Source organism: Dankookia sp. GCM10030260 (assembly GCF_042666655.1).
GTDB lineage: Bacteria > Pseudomonadota > Alphaproteobacteria > Acetobacterales > Acetobacteraceae > Paracraurococcus.
Window position 1 is genome coordinate 1 of record NZ_JBHTDE010000033.1, and the last position, 18,397, is coordinate 18,397.

The window sequence follows — 18,397 nt, forward strand, 5'->3', positions numbered from 1 at the left end:
TCTCGCGCGCGACTTCCTCCAGGCGGGTGGGGAAGGTTTTTTAGAATTCTCGATGGCGCCTTCCGCCTGTGCGTGATGGCGTGGCCGGGCCGAGAGCTTGCGATAGCCCAGCGCCCGCACCTCGCGGCTCATGGTCTGCTTGGCCACCGTGACCCGGTATTCCTCCCACAGCCACTGGCAGAGGTCGACCAGCCGACAGCGCACCACCCCATGGATGGCCGGGATCGGACCGCTCTCCAGCGTCGTTGCAGGGCAGTCCGGTGTGCCTCGTTCAGCCGTGCCGCCTGGCCCGGCGCCTTGCGGTCGACCAGCCCGGCCGGGCCCGAGGCATGGCACCGCAGCACCCAATCTCGCACGATCTGCAGCCTCACCCCGCCGATCCGGGCGGCCTCACCGCGTGATGCCCCGTCGTAGATCGCCGCTAGCGCCAGCAGGCGGCGAGCTTGGGCCGCTTCCTTCGTCTGCCGCGCCGCGGCGCGCAGCTGGCCCGCGTCAAATTCAGTCCGAAGTGAGATGGGCATGGCGGACCTCGCGTGGTCGCCATGTTGAATCAGTCCGCCGCCGCTAGGGTAATCCCCAATGAGTCACGCTCTCGGGGACTTGGTGTTATGGGGAGCTCATCCGCATGCGTACTTGGATGCGTGTGGCTTTTGTAACGTGGAGTCCGCGCGAGCCATTCGATCCTACTGCTGGCATTGCTTTCGGACCGCATTTGCAATCGTCTCTGCCGTGATGTCGAAATGGCGCCAGAGATCGGCCTCGGCGCCGGATGCCCCGAAGCCGGACATGCCGATGAAGCTGCCCTCCGGCCCGATCCAGCGATCCCAACCGAGCCGTACCGCGGCCTCCACCCCTATGCGCGGGGCGATGCCGAGCACCGTGGCGCGATAGGCGCGGTCCTGCCGTTCGAACAGCGCCCAGCAAGGCATGGAGACGACGGCGACGGCGATACCCTCGGCCGCCAGCAAGGCGCGCGCCTGCATCGCCAGCGCCACCTCGGTGCCGGTGGCGAGGATGGTTGCGGCGCGTGGCGCATTCTCTGCCTCCGCCAGCACATAGGCGCCGCGGGCACTCCGGATGTCGCCTGCCTCCTGCCGCACCGCGTCCTGCGGCTGCCGCGCAAAGACCAGGCAGGAGGGACCGGTGCGATGCGCGATCGCCAGCTCCCAGCACTCCGCCGCTTCCACCGCATCGGCCGGCCGGAAGACCAGCAGATTGGGGATGGCGCGCAGCGCCGCCAGGTATTCCACCGGCTGGTGGGTCGGGCCGTTGCGGCCGATGCCGATGCTGTCATGGGTGAAGGCAAACAGCACCGGCAAGCCCATCATCGCTGCCATGCGGAAGGCCGGGCGCTCGTAGTCGGAGAAGACCAAGTAGGTGACGCCGGAGGGCACCACGCCGCCGTGCGCCGCCATCCCGTTCATCATCGAGCCCATGGCGTGCTCCCGCACGCCGTAATGCAGGTAGCGTCCGCCGCGGTCCTCCGCCGTGAAGGCCGGCAGGCGGCGCTTGTGCTGGGTCGCGGCTTCCAAGTCCGGCGCACCGGCCAGCATCTCCGGGATCGCTGCAGCGGCGAGATCGACAATCTCGCCGCAGGTCTTCCAGCCATGCTGGGTCAGGCCCTGTTCGGCGGCCTTACGCGCATAGGTACGCAGGCCGTCCTGCCAGCCCTCCGGCAGCCGGCCATCACGCAGCCGGTCGAGCCGTCGGCGCTGCTCCGCCGGCAAGGCGGCGACCCGCGCCTGCCAAGCCTGGTACTCGGGCAGGCTGCGCCGCCCGGCCGCGCGCCATGCGGCGCCGACGTCCTCCGGCACCGTGAAGGGCGGGTGCGGCCAGTTGAGCGCCCGCCGCGCCGCATCGGTCAGCGCGCGCGTCAACCGGCCGCTATGCGCCGCGCGGGTGTCCTCGACGCCAGGAAGCCCCCGCCCGATCAGGGTGCGGCAGGCAACGAAGCTCGGCCGCGGGTCGTGCCGGGTCAGCGCCAGCGCGGCATCCACCGCCTCGATGTCGTGCCCGTCCACCTCCAGCACCTGCCAGTTGGCGGCGCGGAAGCGGGCCGGCATGTCCTCGCTCTGGGCGATGCCGATGGCGCCGTCATCGGTCATGCGGTTGTCGTCCCAGAGCCAGCAGAGCTTGCCGAGCCTGAGGTGGCCAGCGAGCGAGGCGACCTCCTGCGACACGCCCTCCTGCAGGCAGCCGTCGCCGACGATGGACCAACAGCGGTGGTCGACGATGCCGGGGCCGAACTGGGCGGACAAGAAGGCCTCCGCCACTGCCATGCCGGCGGCATTGGCGATGCCCTGGCCGAGCGGGCCGGTGGTCACCTCGATGCCATGCGACGGGCAGTATTCCGGGTGGCCCTCGCAGGGTGAGCCGAGCTCACGGAAGGTTCGCAGCGCCTCGATCGGCATCCCAGCATAGCCGGACAGGTGCAGCAGGGCATAGAGCAGCATGGAGCCATGCCCGGCCGAGAGCACGAAGCGGTCGCGGTCGAACCAAGTCGGGTCAGCGGGATTGTGCTTCAGATGCCGAGTCAAGAGCGCGGTGGCGAGGTCGGCGGCGCCGAGTGGGGTGCCGGGGTGGCCCTCCCCCACGCGCTCGCAGGCATCCATCGCCAGGAAGCGGATCGCATGCGCCATGCGGCGCGGGTCGATGGTACCCTGCATGACGATGAGGCTTCCTCCCCGGTCTTGCACGCATCTGGCGCGCCATCCGGCTCATCGACAAGCGAGAATATTGCGCCAATCGGTGAGTGAGGCTCATGCTTCGAGCATGGCCCAGCATCTTCCCCTCACCGCCCTCCGCGCCTTCGAGGCGGCGACCCGCACTGGCTCCTTCCGCGCCGCCGCCGACGACCTCGGCCTGACGCCGAGCGCGGTCAGCCATGCCATCCGCGGGCTGGAGCGCGACCTCGGCACCGTGCTGTTCGAGCGCGAGGGCCGCGCCATCCGGCTGACGCCGGAAGGCGAGACGCTGATGCGGCATGTCGAGCGCGGCTTCGGCGAGCTGCAACTGGGCATCGGCAGCGTTGCCGCCCGCCGGCCGCAGCTGCTGCGGCTGCACACCGCGCCAAGTTTCGCCGCGCAATGGCTGGTGCCGCGCCTGGGCCGGCTGCTGGAAGAATGCCAGGGGCTGGAGCTGCGGATCGCCGCCGGCGCCGACTATACCCGCTTCCTCGCGGATGAATTCGACGCCGACATCGTCTACGGGGCGCCGCCGCCGGAATTCTACGGCGGCGCCGGGCACCAGGGCGTCGTCGTGCTGCCGCTGGGGACGGAAGTGATCGCGCCGCTCTGTGCCCCGGCCATGGCGCCGCGCATCCGCAGCGCCCGCGACCTGTACGGGGAGGTGCTGATCGAGAGCGACAACAAGCGGGTCCGCTGGCCCGCTTGGTTCGCCGCCAATGGACTGGCCGCGCCGGCGCCACGCGGGCCGCGCTTCGACCGCAGCTTCATCTCGCTCAGCGCCGCGGCCGACGGGCTGGGGGTGGCGCTGGAATCGACCATGCTGGCGGAACGCGAGATCGCCTCCGGCCGGCTGGTGCGGCCGCTGCAGGGAATCTGCGAGGACGTGGTCTATACCGGCCATTGGCTCGTCTTCCCGCGCACCAAGCGCTACGCGCGGTCCATGGTGCTGTTCCTCGGCTGGCTGACGCGGGAGCTCGGGCTCGACATCGCTCTCGACGACCTGGAGGCGGCGGGCCAGCCGCGATAGGTGAATGCAACTCGTGTTTCGGCGCGAATTACTCGCTTGTCGGTGAACGAGAACGTGCGGCACATCTGCGGCCAGACGATCGGCCCGCGATCGCCCGGGGTGGAGGCACCCTGGGCCTGAATCGCCGGCCCAAGCAAGGTCGGATCGCGGGCGTCCCATCGGCGCCGCCGCGGTCCCCACAGGAGGACGCCGCATGCTGCTTTCCGACAAGACCGCCGTCATTTCCGGTGCCGCCAGCGCCCGGGGCATCGGCCGCGCCACCGCCAAGCTGTTCGCCGAGCACGGCGCCCGCGTGGCCATCCTCGATATCGACGCCGCCGGCGCGCAGCAGGCCGCGGCCGAGTTGGGCGAGGGGCATATCGGCCTCGGCTGCAACGTCGCCGACCTGGCCAGCTGCCGCCAAGCCGCCGAGCAGGCGATCGCCGCCTTCGGCAAGATCGACATCCTGATCAACAATGCCGGCATCTCGCAGCCGCTGAAGACCATGGAGATCACGCCGGAGGATTGGACCCGCGTGCTCGACGTCAACATGTCGGGCGTACTCTTCCTGTCCCAGGCCTTCATCCCGCACATGCGGGCGCGCAAGCAGGGGGCCATCGCCTGCATGTCCAGCGTCTCCGCCCAGCGTGGCGGTGGCATCTTCGGCGGGCCGCACTACTCCGCCGCCAAGGCCGGCGTGCTGGGCCTGGGCAAGGCGATGGCGCGCGAGCTCGGCCCCGACGGCATCCGGGTGAACCTGGTGACCCCCGGCCTGATCCAGACCGACATCACCGGCGGCAAGCTGACGCCGGAGATGAGGACCGAGATCCTGAAGGGCATCCCGCTGAACCGCCTGGGCGATGCGATCGACGTGGCGCGGATCTACCTCTTCCTCGCTTCCGACCTCTCCTCCTACCTCACCGGTGCTGTCATCGACGTCAACGGCGGCATGCTGATCCACTGACGCCGGCCGCATAACGCCAGAAGGGAGGACGCGCATGGACGCGCCAGGGACAAGCCTCGCCAACGCGCCGGGGCTGGAGGAACGCGCCTACCGCATCCGGCGCCATGCGCTGCGGATGGGGGAGGTACAGGGCCAGGGCTACATCGCCCAGGCGCTCGGCGTCGCCGACGTGCTTGCGGTGGCCTATTTCCACGCGCTGCGCTTCCGCCCGGAAGACCCGCAGTGGGAAGGCCGCGACCGCTTCCTGCTCTCGATCGGGCATTACGCCATCGCGCTCTATGCCGCGCTGATCGAGGCCGAGGTGATCCCGGCCGCCGAGCTCGAGACCTATGGCACGGACGACAGCCGCCTGCCGATGTCCGGCATGGCAAGCTATACGCCGGGCATGGAGATCAGCGGCGGCTCGCTCGGCATCGGGCTCGGCATCGCCGTCGGCATGGCGCTGGGGCTGCGGCGCAAGCAGTCCGACCGCTTCGTCTACAACCTGATGTCGGACGGCGAGCTGGACGAGGGCCCGATCTGGGAAGCCGCGATGTCCGCCGGCCACCACGGGCTGTCCAACCTGATCTGCCTGATCGACGTCAACCGCATGCAGGCCGATGGCCCGTCCACCGGCGTGCTGAATTTCGAGCCGCTGGTCGACAAGTGGCAGGCCTTCGGCTGGTTCACCCAGCGGGTGGACGGCAACGACATCCCCGCCCTGGTCGCCGCCTTCGACGCGGCGCGGGCGCATGCCGGCCCGCAGCCGCGGGTCATCATCTGCGACACCAAGATGGCCAAGGGCGTGCCCTTCCTGGAGGCGCGGGAGAAGTCGCACTTCATACGCGTCGAAGCCGATGAATGGGCGCAGGCGATCGCCGCGCTGGATGCGGGGAGGCAGGCATGAGCCGGACCAAGCGTGGCGCCTGGCGCGGCATCTCCGCCGCGGCGCAGGACCCTTCGAAGCCGCGGCTGACCACTTCGGCGATGATCGCCTCCCTGGCCGGGGCAGATCAGCGGACCAGCCCGGCGCCCTTCGGCCGGGCGCTGGTGGAACTCGGGAAGACGCGGCCGGAGATCCTCGGCCTGACCGCCGACCTGGCGAAGTATACCGACCTGCATGTCTTCGCCCAGGCCTATCCGGACCGCTTCTACCAGATGGGCATGGCCGAGCAGAACCTGATGCTCACCGCGGCCGGCCTGGCGCATGAGGGCTTCATCCCCTTCGTCACCACCTACGCCGCCTTCGCCTCACGCCGCACATTCGACTTCATCAGCCAGGGCATCGCCGAGGAAGGCCTGCCGGTGAAGATCTGCTGCGCCCTGCCGGGCCTGACCACGGGCTATGGCCCGAGCCATCAGGCGACCGAGGATATCGCGATCTTCCGCGGCATGCCGGACCTCGTCATCGTCGATCCCTGCGACGCGCTCGACATCGAGCAGGCGGTGCCGGCGATCGCGGCGCATGACGGCCCGGTCTACATGCGGCTGCTGCGCGGCCAGGTGCCGATGGTGCTGGACGAGTACGACTACACGTTCGAACTCGGCAAGGCCAAGCTGCTGCGCGACGGCGCCGATGCCCTCGTCATCTCCTCGGGCTTCATGACCATGCGGGCGCTGGAGACGGCGAAGCTGCTGGCGGCCGACAAGGTCGAGGTCGCCGTCCTGCATGTGCCCACCATCAAGCCGCTGGACCAGGAGGCCATCCTGCGGGAGGCCGGCCGCACCGGCCGCATGGTGGTGGTGGCGGAGAACCACACCGAGATCGGCGGCCTGGGCGAGGCGGTGGCGACGCTGCTGCTGCGCGAGAGCGTGATCCCGCCGCGCTTCCGCCAGATCGCACTGCCGGACGCGTTCCTGGATGCTGGCGCATTGCCGACGCTGCACGACCGCTACGGCATCTCGGCCGAGGCCATGGTCCGCAGCATCAAGGTCTGGCTGTAGCCGGCCCGCCACCGCCCCGGGGAGGAAACAAGAAATGGTCGAAATCGGCTTCGTCGGGCTCGGCGCCATGGGCCTGCCCATGGCCCGGAACCTCGTGGCGCGCGGACACCGGGTGCGCGGCTTCGACATGCGCCCGGCAGCGGGGGAAGCCCTCGCCGCCGCGGGCGGCGAGGCCGCGGCCTCCGCCGCGGAGACGGCGCAGGGCGCCGAGGTCCTGGTGCTGATGGTGGTGAACGCCGCGCAGGCCAAGGCGGTGCTGTTCGAGGGTGGCGCCCTCGACGCCCTCGCCCCCGGCGGCGTGGTCGCGCTGATGGCGACCTGCCCGCCGGGCGCGGTGGAGGCGATCGCGGCCCGCGTACTCGCGGCCGGCCGCCGTTTCGTGGATGCCCCGGTCTCGGGCGGCGTCGTCGGCGCGGTCGGCGGTACGCTCACCGTCATGGCCGCGGCGCCGCGCGAGAGCTTCGAGGCGGTGCGGCCAGCCCTCGAAGCTATCGGCGACAAGGTCTTCCATGTCGGCGAGCGGCCGGGCCAGGGCGCGGTGGTGAAGACGGTGAACCAGCTGCTCTGCGGCGTGCACATCGCCGTGGTGGCGGAGGCTTTCTCGCTCGCGGCCAAGGTCGGCGTGGACGCCCCGGTGATGCTTGAGATCCTGGGCGGCTCCTCCGCCGCGAGCTGGATGCTGAAGGACCGAGGACCGCGCATGCTTGAGGCGGAGCCTGAAGTCACCAGCGCCGTCGACATCTTCGTCAAGGATCTCGGCATCGTGCTGGAGGCTGGCCGCGAGGCGAAGGCCGCGCTGCCGCTGGCCGCCGTCGCGCATCAGCTCTTCCTCGCCACCTCCGGCCGCGGGGACGGCGCGGCGGACGACAGCCAGGTGATCCGCACTTACCACGCCATGAACGGCGGCCGCCCGCAGCCGGGCTGAGCCGCACGCGCATCAAGACACGCAGGGAAGGAGACACAAGAATGACCAACCGACCGATCACCGCAACGCGGCGGACGCTGCTGGCCGCGGCCGCCGGCACGCTCGCCGCGCCTGCCACGCTGCGCGCCCAGGGTCAGGTGCGCCTCACGCTCGGCCACAATGCCGCCGCCGGTAACCCGCGCACCATCGCGGCGGACCGCATGGCGCAGCTGCTGAAGGAGCGCTCGAACGGCCGCATCGACCTGCGCGTCGCCGGCGCGGCCCAGCTCGGCGACGACCTCGCGGTGCTGACCGGCATGCGTACCGGCACGGTGGACATGTCGGTGAACAGCCAGGGCCCGATCTCGACCGTGGTGCCGGAACTGGCGGCCTTCGGCCTGCCCTTCCTGTTTGCCACCAGCCAGGCCGCCTATCGCGTCATCGACGGCACGGCGGGCCAGGAGATCGCGCGCAAGCTGGAAGGCGTCGGCCTGGTCTCGCTCGGCTGGTGGGACAACGGCATCCGCCACATCACCAACAGCCGGCGGTCAATCCGCACGCCCGCCGACCTGCGCGGGCTGAAGATCCGCACGCCCGCCGACCCCTCCACCATCGACACCTTCCAGGCGCTGGGCGCGGCGACGCAGCAGATCAACTTCAGCGAACTCTACGTGGCGCTGCAGCAGGGCGTGGTGGACGGGCAGGAGAACCCGCTCGCCAACATTCAGTCGTCCAAGCTGCACGAGGTGAACCGCTTCATCTCGCTCTCCTACCACCAGTGGCAGTGCTCGCCCTTCCTCGCGTCGCGCATCGCCTGGGGCCGGCTGAACGAGGCCGACCGCAAGCTGATCGCCGAGGTCGGGCGGGAAGCGACCGCGCACAACCGGCAGCTCATGGTCGAGAGCGACGAGAAGCTCCTGGCCGACTATCGCGCCAATCCGGCCATCACGGTCAATGCGGTGGAGCAGGACGACTTCCGCGCCGCCACGGCGGGGGTCCTGGACCGCTGGGAACAGAAGCCGATCGGCGATTTCGTGAAGCGCCTGCGCGCTGCGGCCGCGGCGTGACATGGAACAGCCCTTCCACACCGTGCCGGCCCCCGCCGACCCGGCGGCGGCGCGGCCCGGGGGCGTGCCCGGCGCGCTGATCGCCTTCGCCGATGCGGTGGACCAGGCCGTCGCCCTGCTCTGCCGCGGCGTCCTGCTGCTGGTCGGCTCCGCGCTGATGGGCGTGCTGACCGCCAACGTCATCGCCCGCTACGTGCTGGCGACTGGCGGCTTCGACTGGGCGGAGGAGGTGCCGCAGCAGCTCTTTCCCTGGTTCATCATGGCCGGCGTCGCCATCGCCGTGCAGCGCGGCGGGCATATCGCGGTGGAATGGCTGCTGGGCAGGCTGGACCGCGGCGCGAAGCGCTGGGTGCTGCTCGCCGGCCATGCCCTGGTCGTGGCCGCCTACCTGGGGCTCTGCCGCCAGGCGCTGGAGGTGGCCGGGATCGTCGCCATCGAGCGCAGCCCGGCGCTCGGCCTACCCGGCAGCTATGGGTATTGGGCGATCGCGGCGGGCTGTGCCTTGGTCGCCATCGGCACCGTCACGGTGGCCATCCGCATTGCGGTGCTGGGCCCGGAAGCCATGCCGCAACCCGTACCCGAGGAGATGCCGACATGAGCCTCGCCCTCATCCTCGCCTTCACCGTGCTGATGGTCGCGGTCATCCCGGTCGCCCATGCGCTGGTCATCGCCTCGGGCGTCGCGCTGCTCTGGGACGGCGGGCTGCCGCTGATGCTGGTGGCGCAGCAGATGTTCCAGCAGACCCAGTCCTTCCCCATGCTGGCGCTGCCCTTCTTCATCCTGGCCGGCACGCTGATCATGGAAGGCAAGCTGGGCGAGGAACTGCTGCGCTTTTCCGGCGAGATCATGCAGCGGCTGCGCGGCGGCGCGCTGTCCACCACCGTGGTTGGCTCGGTGGTGTTCGGCGGCGTCTCCGGCAGCGCGGTCGCCAATGCCAGCGCGCTCGGCTCCGTGCTGATCCCCTGGCAGAAGCGGCAGGGCTACCCGGCCGGGCTCTGCGCCGCGAACAACGCCACCGCGGCGGTGATCGACATCCTGATCCCGCCCTCCATCCCGATGATCCTGTATGCCGTGGTCAGCAACGTCTCCATCGGCGACCTGTTCATGGCGGGCGTGCTGCCGGGCATCCTGATGGCTCTGGGCTTCGTCGCGGTGTGCTGGTGGCAGGGGCGCAAGCTGGGCCTGACGTCGGAAGCACCGCCGCTCGAGTGGCGGAAGGTGGGGAAGCTCGCCTTCTACGCCCTGCCGGCGCTGATCCTGCCGGTGCTGATCCTGGTCGCGCTGCGCTTTGGCTTCGCCACCCCGACCGAGATCGCGGTTATGGCGGTGCTCTACGCGCTCGTCGCCTCGATCTTCCTGTACCGCGACATGTCCTGGACGCGGTTCCGCAAGGCCATGATCGATGCCGGCATCGCCACCGGCATTGTCATGATGGTCATCATGGGCAGCGCGGCGGCGAGCTGGATCCTCACCTACGACCAAGTGCCGCAACGCTTCGCGGAATGGGTTTCTGCGACGCTGCGTGAACCCTGGATGGTGATCCTGGCGATGAACGTCATTATGCTGCTGATCGGCGGGCCGCTGGACCTGGCGCCGGCGATCCTGCTGCTGGCGCCCATCTTCGTGCCGCTCGCGGCGACGATCGGGCTAGACCCGCTGCAGCTCGGCCTGATGATGGTGCTCAACCTCGGGATCGGGCTCTACACCCCGCCGGTCGGGACGACGCTATTCATTTCCTCGACCATCGCCGGCAGCACGATGAGCGAGACTACGAAGGCGCTCTGGCCCTTCTTCTTCGTGGCCCTCGCCCTGCTCGCGGCGATCAGCTACGTCCCGGCGCTGACCTTGCGGTTCTGACCGAGACGCCGGCTCTCGGCGACCGGCCAGGTCAGGCCTGCCGCCGGCGCCCCGCGACGAAGCGCCGGAACGGGGTCGCAGGTCGGGGATCAGCCGCCGGATGAGCTCAGGCAGCATGAAGATCGGGAAGACGCTCATCGCCAGGAAGAGCTCGACCTTGGGGTGGTCCGCGACGAAGGGTGCCGCGGCGCCCAGGCCAGGGTGATGTTCCGGTTGCCGCTCGCCAGCCCGACCGTCAACGCGCGGATCCGGTCGGTCGCAGCGAAAAGCATGCTGCCGACGACCTGAAAGCCGAGATTGGTGGCGAAGGCGATGCCGAGCAGCAGCTCCGCATCCTGCGGCGCGGCAAGGATCTGCACGCGCATGCCGCGCATTGTGCCTATGGCGACGATGGTCAACCCGAAGACGGCGATGCCGGTCATGGCATTCGGGTTGGCCGTCACCCAGGCCCCAGCGAAGTGCCGCCGCGTCCAGCGGGCGAAATGGACGCGGCAGCGCTGCCAGGTGGCTCGCAGGACCTTCGTCACAGCGGCCTTCATGGGCGTCGGAGATGACGAGCTTCACGCCCGCCAGGCCACGGCGCTTCAGGGAATGCAGGAAGTCGAGCCAGAAGGGCCCCGCCTTGGAACTGCCGACAGCCATGCCGAGCACCTCGCGCCGCACGTCGGCGTTCACGCCGACCGCAATGGTGACGGAGACGGGTATGATGCGCCCGGCCTCGCGGCCCTTCATGTAAGTGGCGTCGAGCCAGAGATGGGGCCAGTCGCTCTCGATGGGGCGGCCCAGGAAGTCGCGCACGCGGTCGTCGAACTTGGCGCAGAGGCGGCTGACTTGGCTCTCGCTGATCCCCTCCATCGCCATGGCGCGGACTAGGCTGTCGACCGAGCGGATGGAGATGCCCCGGATGTAGGCTTCCTGGATCACCGCGGTTATAGCCATCTCGGCGGTTCGCCTGGGCCCCAGAAAGGCCGGGAAGTAGGAGCCGCGCCGGAGCTTCAGGATCCGCAACTCGACGGTGCCGACCCGGGTCTGCCAATCGCGGACGCAGTAGCCGTTGCGCTGTACCAGCCGATCCGGGCTGCGCTCGCCATGGGCCGCACCAGCGGCTCCCCCGACATCCAACTCCACCAGGCGGTGGGCGGCAAAGCCAATCATCTCGAGCAGGAAGGTGGCGTCGGAGCCCTACTCCAGCAGATCGCGCAGGGCGATCTTGTCGTCGGTCATCATGGTCAATCCTCAGGTCAGAGTCGCGTATCGCAACCCAACCCTACCGAGGATCACCGCGGTGGCCGCTGACCGGCCCGCCGCCACCAGCCCCCTGGCGGTCGCGGCGGCCGGCCGGTCAACGGTTTGCTACACCACCAGCCGGGACACGACCCCGGTGGCCAGGCCATCGTCGCGCAACTCGCGCGTCATACGTGGACTACCATAGATGCCGTTCGACAGCGCGAAGGCCGATCGGACATATGCCAGCAACACCATGTCCTCGTGCTGGAGGCAGCAGGCCGGGCGTCCTCTCCAGGCAGAGTAGCCGTTCTGACCGACGCCAAGGACGCGGCACAGGGAACTCCTTCTTCGCCTCGTCAACGAGCTTTAAGCTCACCGACTTCTCTCCCGAGCGAAAAAGGCGGTGGCACGCTTCAGTCTGTCCCGCTCCTGGCGGAGGATCTTGTTCTCCAGCCGCAGACGCTTCCGCCACGCGATCCCGGTTGCGGCCGATTCAACGCACCAGCATCGAAAGCCCGACCCCGAGGTCGTCCGCAATCTTCCGCTGGGGTCGGCTACTCGTCCGAACCAGACGAACTGTTGCCCTGGAATTTAAGGCGGAGCGTCAACCCGTGTGACTGGGCTGACGCTTACTGCCGACCAGCAGCATCGCCGCATGACAGCCAAGTGCGACCGCGCGGTCCAACGCCACCGCGGCGAGCAGCGTCTGCGCGGCCATCTCAGGCGGCGGCCGTGGCGGCGGCGCGCAGGCGCTTGACGAAATCGCCGATGGGCCTCTGCTCCCAACGGTCCAGCACCGGCGCGGTGGCGGCGCGGAACGGCGCCTGGTCGGCCTGGTTCACCGTCACCGCCGGGTTGGCGCGGTATTCGGCCAGCAGCCTGGCATCGGCTTCCTGCATCAGCCGACGGTTCAGCGCCGTCGCCTCCTGCGCGGCGTCCTGGACCAGCCGCTTGTCGGCGTCGCTCAGCCGGCCCCAGGCGATGCGGGAGGCGATGAAGGGCGAGCATTCCCACTTGTGGCCGGTGAGCGAGATGAAGCGGTTGACCTCATGCAGCTTGCCGGTGTGGATGTTGGCCAGCGGGTTTTCCTGGCCGTCCACCACGCCCTGCTGCAAGGCGACGTAGAGCTCGCTGAAGTTGATCTGCTGCGTCGCCGCGCCCAGCGCCTGGAAGGTGTCGATGGTCGCCGGGTCGGCTGGGGTGCGAATCTTCATGCCACGCAGGTCGTCCGGCGTCTCGATCGACTTGCGGCGATTGGTGATGTGGCGGATGCCGTTGTCCCACCAGCCGAGCGAGATGAGGCCGATCGCTTCCAGCTTGCGGATCACGTCCTGGGTCACCGCGCCGTCGATGGTGCGGAAGGCGGCGGTGGAGGTGGCGAACAGGAAGGGCAGGCCATAGGCCGCCAGTTCCGGCACCACGGAGGAGATCGGCCCCTGGCTGTTCACAGACATGTCCAGCGTCCCGGTCCGCATGCCGGTGAGCATGGCCAGGTCGTCGCCCAGCTGCGCCGAGCCGGCGACCCGCACCTCAATCCGGCCGTTACTGCGTTCGCGCAGCAGGCTGGCGAAGTGGTCCGCCGCCACGGTGCGCGGATTGCCGGCGGCGGTGGCGTGGCCGAGCGTGAGCCGGACCTGGCCCTGCGCGCACAGCACGCCCGGTGCCGCCAGCAGGCCGATGCCGGTAAGGCCGAGCAGCCCGGCCCGGCGGGTGATGGTGACGCGGTTCGTCATGGCGTTTCCCCTTGTTCTTCGTTGCTATCCACCGGCCCGGATTCGGGTCGGGTCAGTCCTTCGACAATCGGTTCCGGCCGCGAAGTTCCCGGATGATGGCGCTGTGGTCGAGGTCGCCGTCGCCATGCGCGACCATGTCGGCGAAGAGGCCGTCTACCAGCCGCAGCACCGGCAGCTCCAGCCCAAGCGCGGCGCAGAGGCCGAGCGCGGTGCCGGTGTCCTTCACCTGGTACTTCGCCGGCCCGCCGGGGACGAAGTCCCGCTCGATCATGCGCAGCGCGTGCTGGCGCAGCACCGTGGAATCGGCGAAGCCGCCGAGCAGCGCCTCCCGCACCTTCGCCGGGTCGGCGCCGCCGCGTTCGGCCAGCAGCAGCGCTTCCGCCACCGTGGCGATGCTGCCGGCGACGATCACCTGGTTGGCCAGCTTGGCGAGCTGCCCGGCGCCGGCGGGGCCGACATGGGTTGCGCGGCCGAGCGGGGCGAAGATCGGCAGCGCGCGGGCGAAGTCCGCCGCGGCGCCGCCCGCCATGATGGAGAGCGTGCCCTCCCGCGCGCCACGCTCGCCACCCGATACCGGGGCGTCCAGCGCCGCGATGCCGCGGGCCGCGGCCAGTTCGGCGTGGCGGCGCGTGGTCTCCACCGGGATGGAGCTCATCACCACCAGCAGGCTGCCGGGCCGCATCGCCGCCAGCGCGCCGCCGGCCAGCAGCACTTCGTCGCAGACCGGGCCGGAGCTGAGCATGCCGATGACCACGTCGGCCTCGGCCACCGCCGCCAGCGGGCTTGCCGCCACGGCCACGCCGTGCCCGGCCAGTGCCGAAGCCTTCCCCGGCGACCGGTTCCAGGCGCTGACGGCATGCCCGGCCTCGGCCAGGCGGCGGGCCATGTGCCCGCCCATGATCCCGGTGCCGAGGAAGCCTATCTGCATGGCACTAACCATGGTGCCGGGCAGCGAAGCGCACCGGGCGCTCCTCGACGATCAGCGCCGGGAAGCCGGCGCGGAACCGGGCGAGGTGGGCGGTCTCGAGATGCGCGTCGAAGGCGGCGCGGTCGTCATAGACCTCGTAGAACACCACATGGCCCGGCTCGGTCTCTGGCACCACCACGTCGAACTGCCGGCAGCCCGGCTCGTCCGCCACGGAATGGCGCGCGTCGTCCTGCGCCAGCGCCAGGAAGGCGTCCACGCAGCCGGGGCGGACGACGAACTCGGCGATGACGACGAAGCCGCTCAAGCGCCGCGCTCCATCTCCTGCCGCAGCGCCACCACGTCGAGGTCGTTGACCATCTCGACGTCGTCGAAGCTGACCACGGTATCCTTCGCCACCGCGCGCTTCAGCTTCACATGGTGCGCGAGGCCGATCGGCAGCGCCTTGGCCGCCAGGCTCTTCGCCGCCGGGATGGCATTGGCCCAGACCGCGAAGCCGCCCTCGCCGTCCAGCATCTCGCCGGGCTTGAGGTCGCGCTTGGCGGTGGCCACCGCGTCGCCGCGGAACTCCTTCGGCGTGCCGGTCGGCTCGTTGCGCAGCACGGCCGAGAGCACGCTGACGCTGGTTTCCAGCCCGATCATGTGGAAGGGCCGCCACATCGAGCCGTACCAGCCGGACTTGTCGACCAGCAGGCCGTATTGCTGGAAGCAGGCGCGGGTGTACTCGTTGTTGGCCCGGAAGGTGACGAAGACGCCGTACTGGATGTTGTTGTGCACCACGCGGCCGTCGGGTTCGTGGCTGGCGGCGATGTCCACCAGCCCCGCCCTCGGCAGCCGGCCGCCCTCGCTCGCCGGCTTGAACACCTGCGCCAGGTCCTGCAGCCCGGTGGGCGGGAAGGCCAGGCCATCATCCGGGCAGTCCAGCCCGGTGCCGTTGGCCACCGCCGCCATCTCGATGGCCGCCTTGGTGCCGTCGGTGAAGGAGTTGTACATCTTCGGATTGAAGTCGCCCTTGGCCACTTCCTCATCCGACCAGCCGAAGAAGCCCCAGACCGTGTCCGGCGTGGAGTAGCGGTAGCGCGGCTCGAAGTTCATGCCCTTGCCGGCCGAGACCAGCTCGAAGCCGCAGGACCGCACCCAGTCGACCAGTTCGCAGATGATGGCGGGCTGGTCGCCATAGGCCATGGAATAGACTAGGTTCTTCGCCCGCGCCTTGGCCGCCAGCAGCGGGCCGCAGAGCACGTCGGCCTCCACGTTCACCATGATGACGTGCTTGTTGCCCTCGATGGCCGCCAGCGCGTGGCGCACGCCGGCGATCGGGTGGCCGGTCGCCTCGATGATGCATTCGATGCCCTCGAAGGCCGCCAGCTTGGCGGCATCGTCCAGCACGCAGGTGCCGCCCGAGTGCAGGGCCTCCGCCAGCGTCGGCGCGGCGTAGCGTTCCGCCGGCCAGCCGACGCGGGCGAGCGAGCCGCGCGCCTTGCCGACATCGAGGTCGGCGACGCCGACGATATGGAAACCGGGGATGCGCTGCGCCTGGGCCAGCACCATCGAGCCGAACTTGCCGGCGCCGATCAGGCCGACGCGCACCGGGCGTCCGCCGGCGGCACGCATCTGGAGCATGGTCGAAAGGTTCACCCGGTTCCCCCCCTTGTTGCCGCGGCCGGCGCATCTCGCTGGCGCGGTCCGTATCCGTGGCCGGACGGTAGGGGGCGGGGTCGTTTAGCTCAAACGAGTTTTTCGGAGGAATAGTGAAGTCAAGCTAACCATTCTGTCGCGCCAGCCAGAGCTCGCGCTCAGCTCGCACCCAGCAGAGAAAGGCGCCCACCTGGCTGCGGCGGAGCCTGTCATGCGGGCAGACCAGCCACTGGGTCATCCGCGTCGCCGGCGGCGGCTGTCGCACCGGGCAGGTCAGCCGGCCCTCGCGCAGCTCGCGCTCCATCATCAATTCGCTTTCCAGAGCGATGCCGATGCCGTTCGCCGCGGCGTCGATCGCCATATAGCTGCGGTCGAACAGCACGCGCCGCCAGCTGGAGGGGCCAGGCACGCCGGCCAGGGCGAACCAGCGGCCCCACTGCATCTGCGACTTCACCGAATGGATCAGCCGATGCCGCGGCAGGTCTTCCGGCGCCAGGCTGCCGGGCGGGCAGAAGCCGGGGGCGCAGACGGGCAGGAAGCGCTCCTCGGCGATGCCTTCGACGAACAGCCCGGGCCAATTGCCCTCGCCGTGGCGGATGTCGATGTCCACCGCCTCGCGCGCGAAGTCGGTCGGCTCGTTGGTCGCGTCCAGCCGGAGGTCGATGTCCGGATGCGCGTCGAGGAAGCGGCCGAGGCGCGGCAGCAGCCATTTTGTCGCCAGGGTCGGCGTGACCCGCACGGTGAGCGAGCGCGAGGAGAGATAGCCGCGGATCGCCTGGGTCGCGTCGGCCACGCGGTCCAAGTTTTCGGCGATCATCTCGAAGTAGCGCTCGCCCGCCTCGGTCAGCGTTGCCCGCCGGCCGGACTTCACCATCAGCGTGGTGCCGAGATGCACCTCCAGTGCGGCGATCTGCTGGCTGACTGCAGAGGGGGTGACGCCGAGTTCCTGCGCCGCGCGCGCGAGGCTGCCGGCGCGCGCGGCGGCGTGGAACACGGTGATGGCGCGCAGCGGCAGGTGCATGGGGATGGGGATGGGGATGGGGATGGGGATGGGGATGGGGATGGGGATGGAAGAGTAACGCGCTTCTGAAACGATGCCAGGGGATTTGCGGTCCGGCAGCGCCGAAGCGGGGTGGAAATCAGGACCACTCCTCGCCCGTTCTCGGTCAGTCATGGTTCGGTTATGTTTGGTGCGCTTTGAAGGAGTTGGGCGCGTCCATGCGATGACCGAGACGGGCGCAGAACTGCCGATCCTTTGATCCTTAACGGCTACGTCCGCTTCGCGCCCGAGATCAGACCGTGATGGAGCGTAGGTAAAGAACCCCTGAGGGTCGAACTCTGCTGTAGCGGGTCGCTGTAGCACCTTGCCAATTTGATCAGCCGAGACTGATCTCACTCCCTCCCATCCCGGCATTTTTGATCGCACCGCTTAGCAACACAGAATTTCGAAGAACTGGAATTCGGCCGCCTTCCAGTGTGTTGTCATAGCCGCGTTCCCGTTGGCCTCCAGCCTTACATTCCTCCATCCGGAAACTTGCTCCAGAAACCAATTCCGGATAGCCCCGGCATGGCGGCTTTCGGGACGGCGACCGCAACCAAGATCATGGGCCCCTCCCCCTCCGGCACTGGCAGGCCGAGGCCCTCCAGCGGGATGTCGAGGTCGAGTTGGTCGGCGATCGCCTTGAGTGCTGCCACGTCGCCCTTGCGTCATTGCCGGCGTGTTAGCAGCCGAACCGCCTCAGGAGCAGGCAGCCCGGTGGATACGCCGATCGCCGCTGGCGTGGCGAAGCCCTGGTCCTCGAGATGGGTGTTAATCGTGTAACACAGGCGGATGGTCTGCAGCCGCTCCGCTTGGTTGTCTTGTTTGGTCGTCCCCGACATGCCCCTGCCGTGTTGTGCCACGCCCCGGCGGGCGGCCAGCCTACTACCACCCTGACGGCTCTAGCTTGCGATCATGGGGCTAGTCACAAGCAAGATCGCAGTTCCATAACCATCCCTTATCCGGCAACCATTCACATCGTTGCCGGCTAAATCTCCTGAGCGGGCGAGGTGCTCGGGTGCGCCCATACGCGGACGGCGTGGGCGAGGAGCCCGTCGCTCCTGACGAGGATCGTCGAAGCGTCCCACTCCTCATGGACGCCGAGATCCGAGTTGAGCCGCAGCAGACCGTGCTGCCGCAGCGCCACCCGCTTGCAATCTGAAACGCCCCGGGTATGCGGGAGGCCGCTGAGCTTGGGTCAGGCCGCCACCGCAATCTCCTGCTGGCGGGCAGAGTAGCGCGCCTCGGCCTCGGCGGGCGGGATGTTGCCGATCGGCTCGAGCAGACGACAGTGGTTGAGCCAGTCCACCCATTCGAGGGTGGCGTACCCGACGGCCTCCAGGTTGCGCCACCAGCCGCGGCGGCGGATCACCTCGGCCTTGAACAGGCCATTGATGGTCTCGGCCAGCGCGTTGTCGCAGCTGTCG

The 18,397-nt window shown here is 69.4% G+C and carries 18 protein-coding genes and 3 pseudogenes; 8 read left to right on the forward strand and 13 right to left on the reverse strand.

What is annotated here, in order from left to right; all coding sequences use genetic code 11:
• From ACFQS7_RS29315 to ACFQS7_RS29325, 3 genes are all read right to left on the reverse strand, one after another.
• A partial coding sequence (locus ACFQS7_RS29315) for a winged helix-turn-helix domain-containing protein (RefSeq protein ID WP_380070688.1) occupies nucleotides 1-204 on the reverse strand: 204 nt, incomplete at its 3' end.
• Nucleotides 129-521, reverse strand: a complete 393-nt coding sequence (locus tag ACFQS7_RS29320) for a transposase (protein WP_380070689.1) — start codon at nucleotides 519-521, stop codon at nucleotides 129-131. The genes ACFQS7_RS29315 and ACFQS7_RS29320, both read right to left, overlap by 76 nt.
• Nucleotides 522-683: 162 nt before the next feature.
• Complete coding sequence (locus tag ACFQS7_RS29325; protein WP_380070690.1) at nucleotides 684-2,666, reverse strand: transketolase family protein; 1,983 nt, start codon at nucleotides 2,664-2,666, stop codon at nucleotides 684-686.
• A gap of 106 nt (nucleotides 2,667-2,772) precedes the next feature.
• Here ACFQS7_RS29325 and ACFQS7_RS29330 point away from each other — a divergent pair, with 106 nt between their 5' ends.
• The 8 genes from ACFQS7_RS29330 (at nucleotide 2,773) to ACFQS7_RS29365 (ending at nucleotide 10,408) form a co-directional block, all read left to right on the forward strand.
• Entirely contained in the window at nucleotides 2,773-3,714 is a 942-nt protein-coding gene (locus ACFQS7_RS29330; RefSeq protein WP_380070691.1) for a LysR family transcriptional regulator, read from the forward strand.
• Between the two features lie 193 nt (nucleotides 3,715-3,907).
• The gene (locus tag ACFQS7_RS29335) at nucleotides 3,908-4,657 is read left to right on the forward strand and encodes an SDR family NAD(P)-dependent oxidoreductase (protein WP_380070692.1); all 750 of its coding nucleotides are present in this window, start codon (nucleotides 3,908-3,910) and stop codon (nucleotides 4,655-4,657) included.
• Nucleotides 4,658-4,691: 34 nt separating this feature from the next.
• Complete coding sequence (locus ACFQS7_RS29340; protein WP_380070693.1) at nucleotides 4,692-5,543, forward strand: transketolase; 852 nt, start codon at nucleotides 4,692-4,694, stop codon at nucleotides 5,541-5,543.
• Nucleotides 5,540-6,580: a transketolase family protein gene (locus ACFQS7_RS29345; RefSeq protein ID WP_380070694.1), complete on the forward strand. Its 1,041-nt coding sequence runs from the start codon at nucleotides 5,540-5,542 to the stop codon at nucleotides 6,578-6,580. The genes ACFQS7_RS29340 and ACFQS7_RS29345 overlap by 4 nt, the downstream gene beginning before the upstream one ends.
• A 34-nt stretch (nucleotides 6,581-6,614) precedes the next feature.
• Nucleotides 6,615-7,505 carry an NAD(P)-dependent oxidoreductase gene (locus ACFQS7_RS29350; protein ID WP_380070695.1) on the forward strand — a complete coding sequence of 297 codons (891 nt, stop codon included), beginning with the start codon at nucleotides 6,615-6,617 and terminating at the stop codon, nucleotides 7,503-7,505.
• Nucleotides 7,506-7,546: 41 nt separating this feature from the next.
• On the forward strand, nucleotides 7,547-8,551 hold the full coding sequence (locus tag ACFQS7_RS29355; protein ID WP_380070696.1) for a TRAP transporter substrate-binding protein: 1,005 nt from the start codon (nucleotides 7,547-7,549) through the stop codon (nucleotides 8,549-8,551).
• A gap of 1 nt (nucleotide 8,552) precedes the next feature.
• The gene (locus ACFQS7_RS29360; protein WP_380070697.1) at nucleotides 8,553-9,149 is read left to right on the forward strand and encodes a TRAP transporter small permease; all 597 of its coding nucleotides are present in this window, start codon (nucleotides 8,553-8,555) and stop codon (nucleotides 9,147-9,149) included.
• Entirely contained in the window at nucleotides 9,146-10,408 is a 1,263-nt protein-coding gene (locus tag ACFQS7_RS29365) for a TRAP transporter large permease (protein WP_380070698.1), read from the forward strand. Before ACFQS7_RS29360 ends, ACFQS7_RS29365 begins: the two co-directional genes overlap by 4 nt.
• Nucleotides 10,409-10,866: 458 nt before the next feature.
• Here the strand turns inward: ACFQS7_RS29365 and ACFQS7_RS29370 are convergent.
• The 10 genes and pseudogenes from ACFQS7_RS29370 to ACFQS7_RS29415 all read right to left on the reverse strand — a co-directional run.
• Nucleotides 10,867-11,572, reverse strand: a pseudogene (locus tag ACFQS7_RS29370) (transposase); the annotation flags it as partial.
• Between the two features lie 213 nt (nucleotides 11,573-11,785).
• Nucleotides 11,786-12,206: pseudogene (locus ACFQS7_RS29375) on the reverse strand (IS3 family transposase); the annotation flags it as partial.
• Nucleotides 12,207-12,354: 148 nt separating this feature from the next.
• Nucleotides 12,355-13,368, reverse strand: a complete 1,014-nt coding sequence (locus tag ACFQS7_RS29380) for a TRAP transporter substrate-binding protein (RefSeq protein ID WP_380070699.1) — start codon at nucleotides 13,366-13,368, stop codon at nucleotides 12,355-12,357.
• 52 nt (nucleotides 13,369-13,420) lie between these two features.
• Nucleotides 13,421-14,296, reverse strand: coding sequence for an NAD(P)-dependent oxidoreductase (locus ACFQS7_RS29385; protein ID WP_380070700.1), 876 nt, complete (start codon nucleotides 14,294-14,296; stop codon nucleotides 13,421-13,423).
• Between the two features lie 4 nt (nucleotides 14,297-14,300).
• Nucleotides 14,301-14,600 (reverse strand): putative quinol monooxygenase, encoded by a 300-nt coding sequence (locus tag ACFQS7_RS29390; RefSeq protein WP_380070701.1) that lies wholly within the window; start codon nucleotides 14,598-14,600, stop codon nucleotides 14,301-14,303.
• Nucleotides 14,597-15,916, reverse strand: a complete 1,320-nt coding sequence (locus ACFQS7_RS29395) for an NAD(P)H-dependent oxidoreductase (protein WP_380070702.1) — start codon at nucleotides 15,914-15,916, stop codon at nucleotides 14,597-14,599. The genes ACFQS7_RS29390 and ACFQS7_RS29395 overlap by 4 nt, the downstream gene beginning before the upstream one ends.
• A gap of 139 nt (nucleotides 15,917-16,055) precedes the next feature.
• Nucleotides 16,056-16,952: a LysR substrate-binding domain-containing protein gene (locus ACFQS7_RS29400; RefSeq protein WP_380070703.1), complete on the reverse strand. Its 897-nt coding sequence runs from the start codon at nucleotides 16,950-16,952 to the stop codon at nucleotides 16,056-16,058.
• A gap of 491 nt (nucleotides 16,953-17,443) precedes the next feature.
• Nucleotides 17,444-17,626 (reverse strand): hypothetical protein, encoded by a 183-nt coding sequence (locus ACFQS7_RS29405; protein ID WP_380070704.1) that lies wholly within the window; start codon nucleotides 17,624-17,626, stop codon nucleotides 17,444-17,446.
• Between the two features lie 12 nt (nucleotides 17,627-17,638).
• On the reverse strand, nucleotides 17,639-17,812 hold the full coding sequence (locus tag ACFQS7_RS29410) for a hypothetical protein (RefSeq protein WP_380070705.1): 174 nt from the start codon (nucleotides 17,810-17,812) through the stop codon (nucleotides 17,639-17,641).
• Between the two features lie 356 nt (nucleotides 17,813-18,168).
• Nucleotides 18,169-18,397, reverse strand: a pseudogene (locus ACFQS7_RS29415) (IS3 family transposase); the annotation flags it as partial.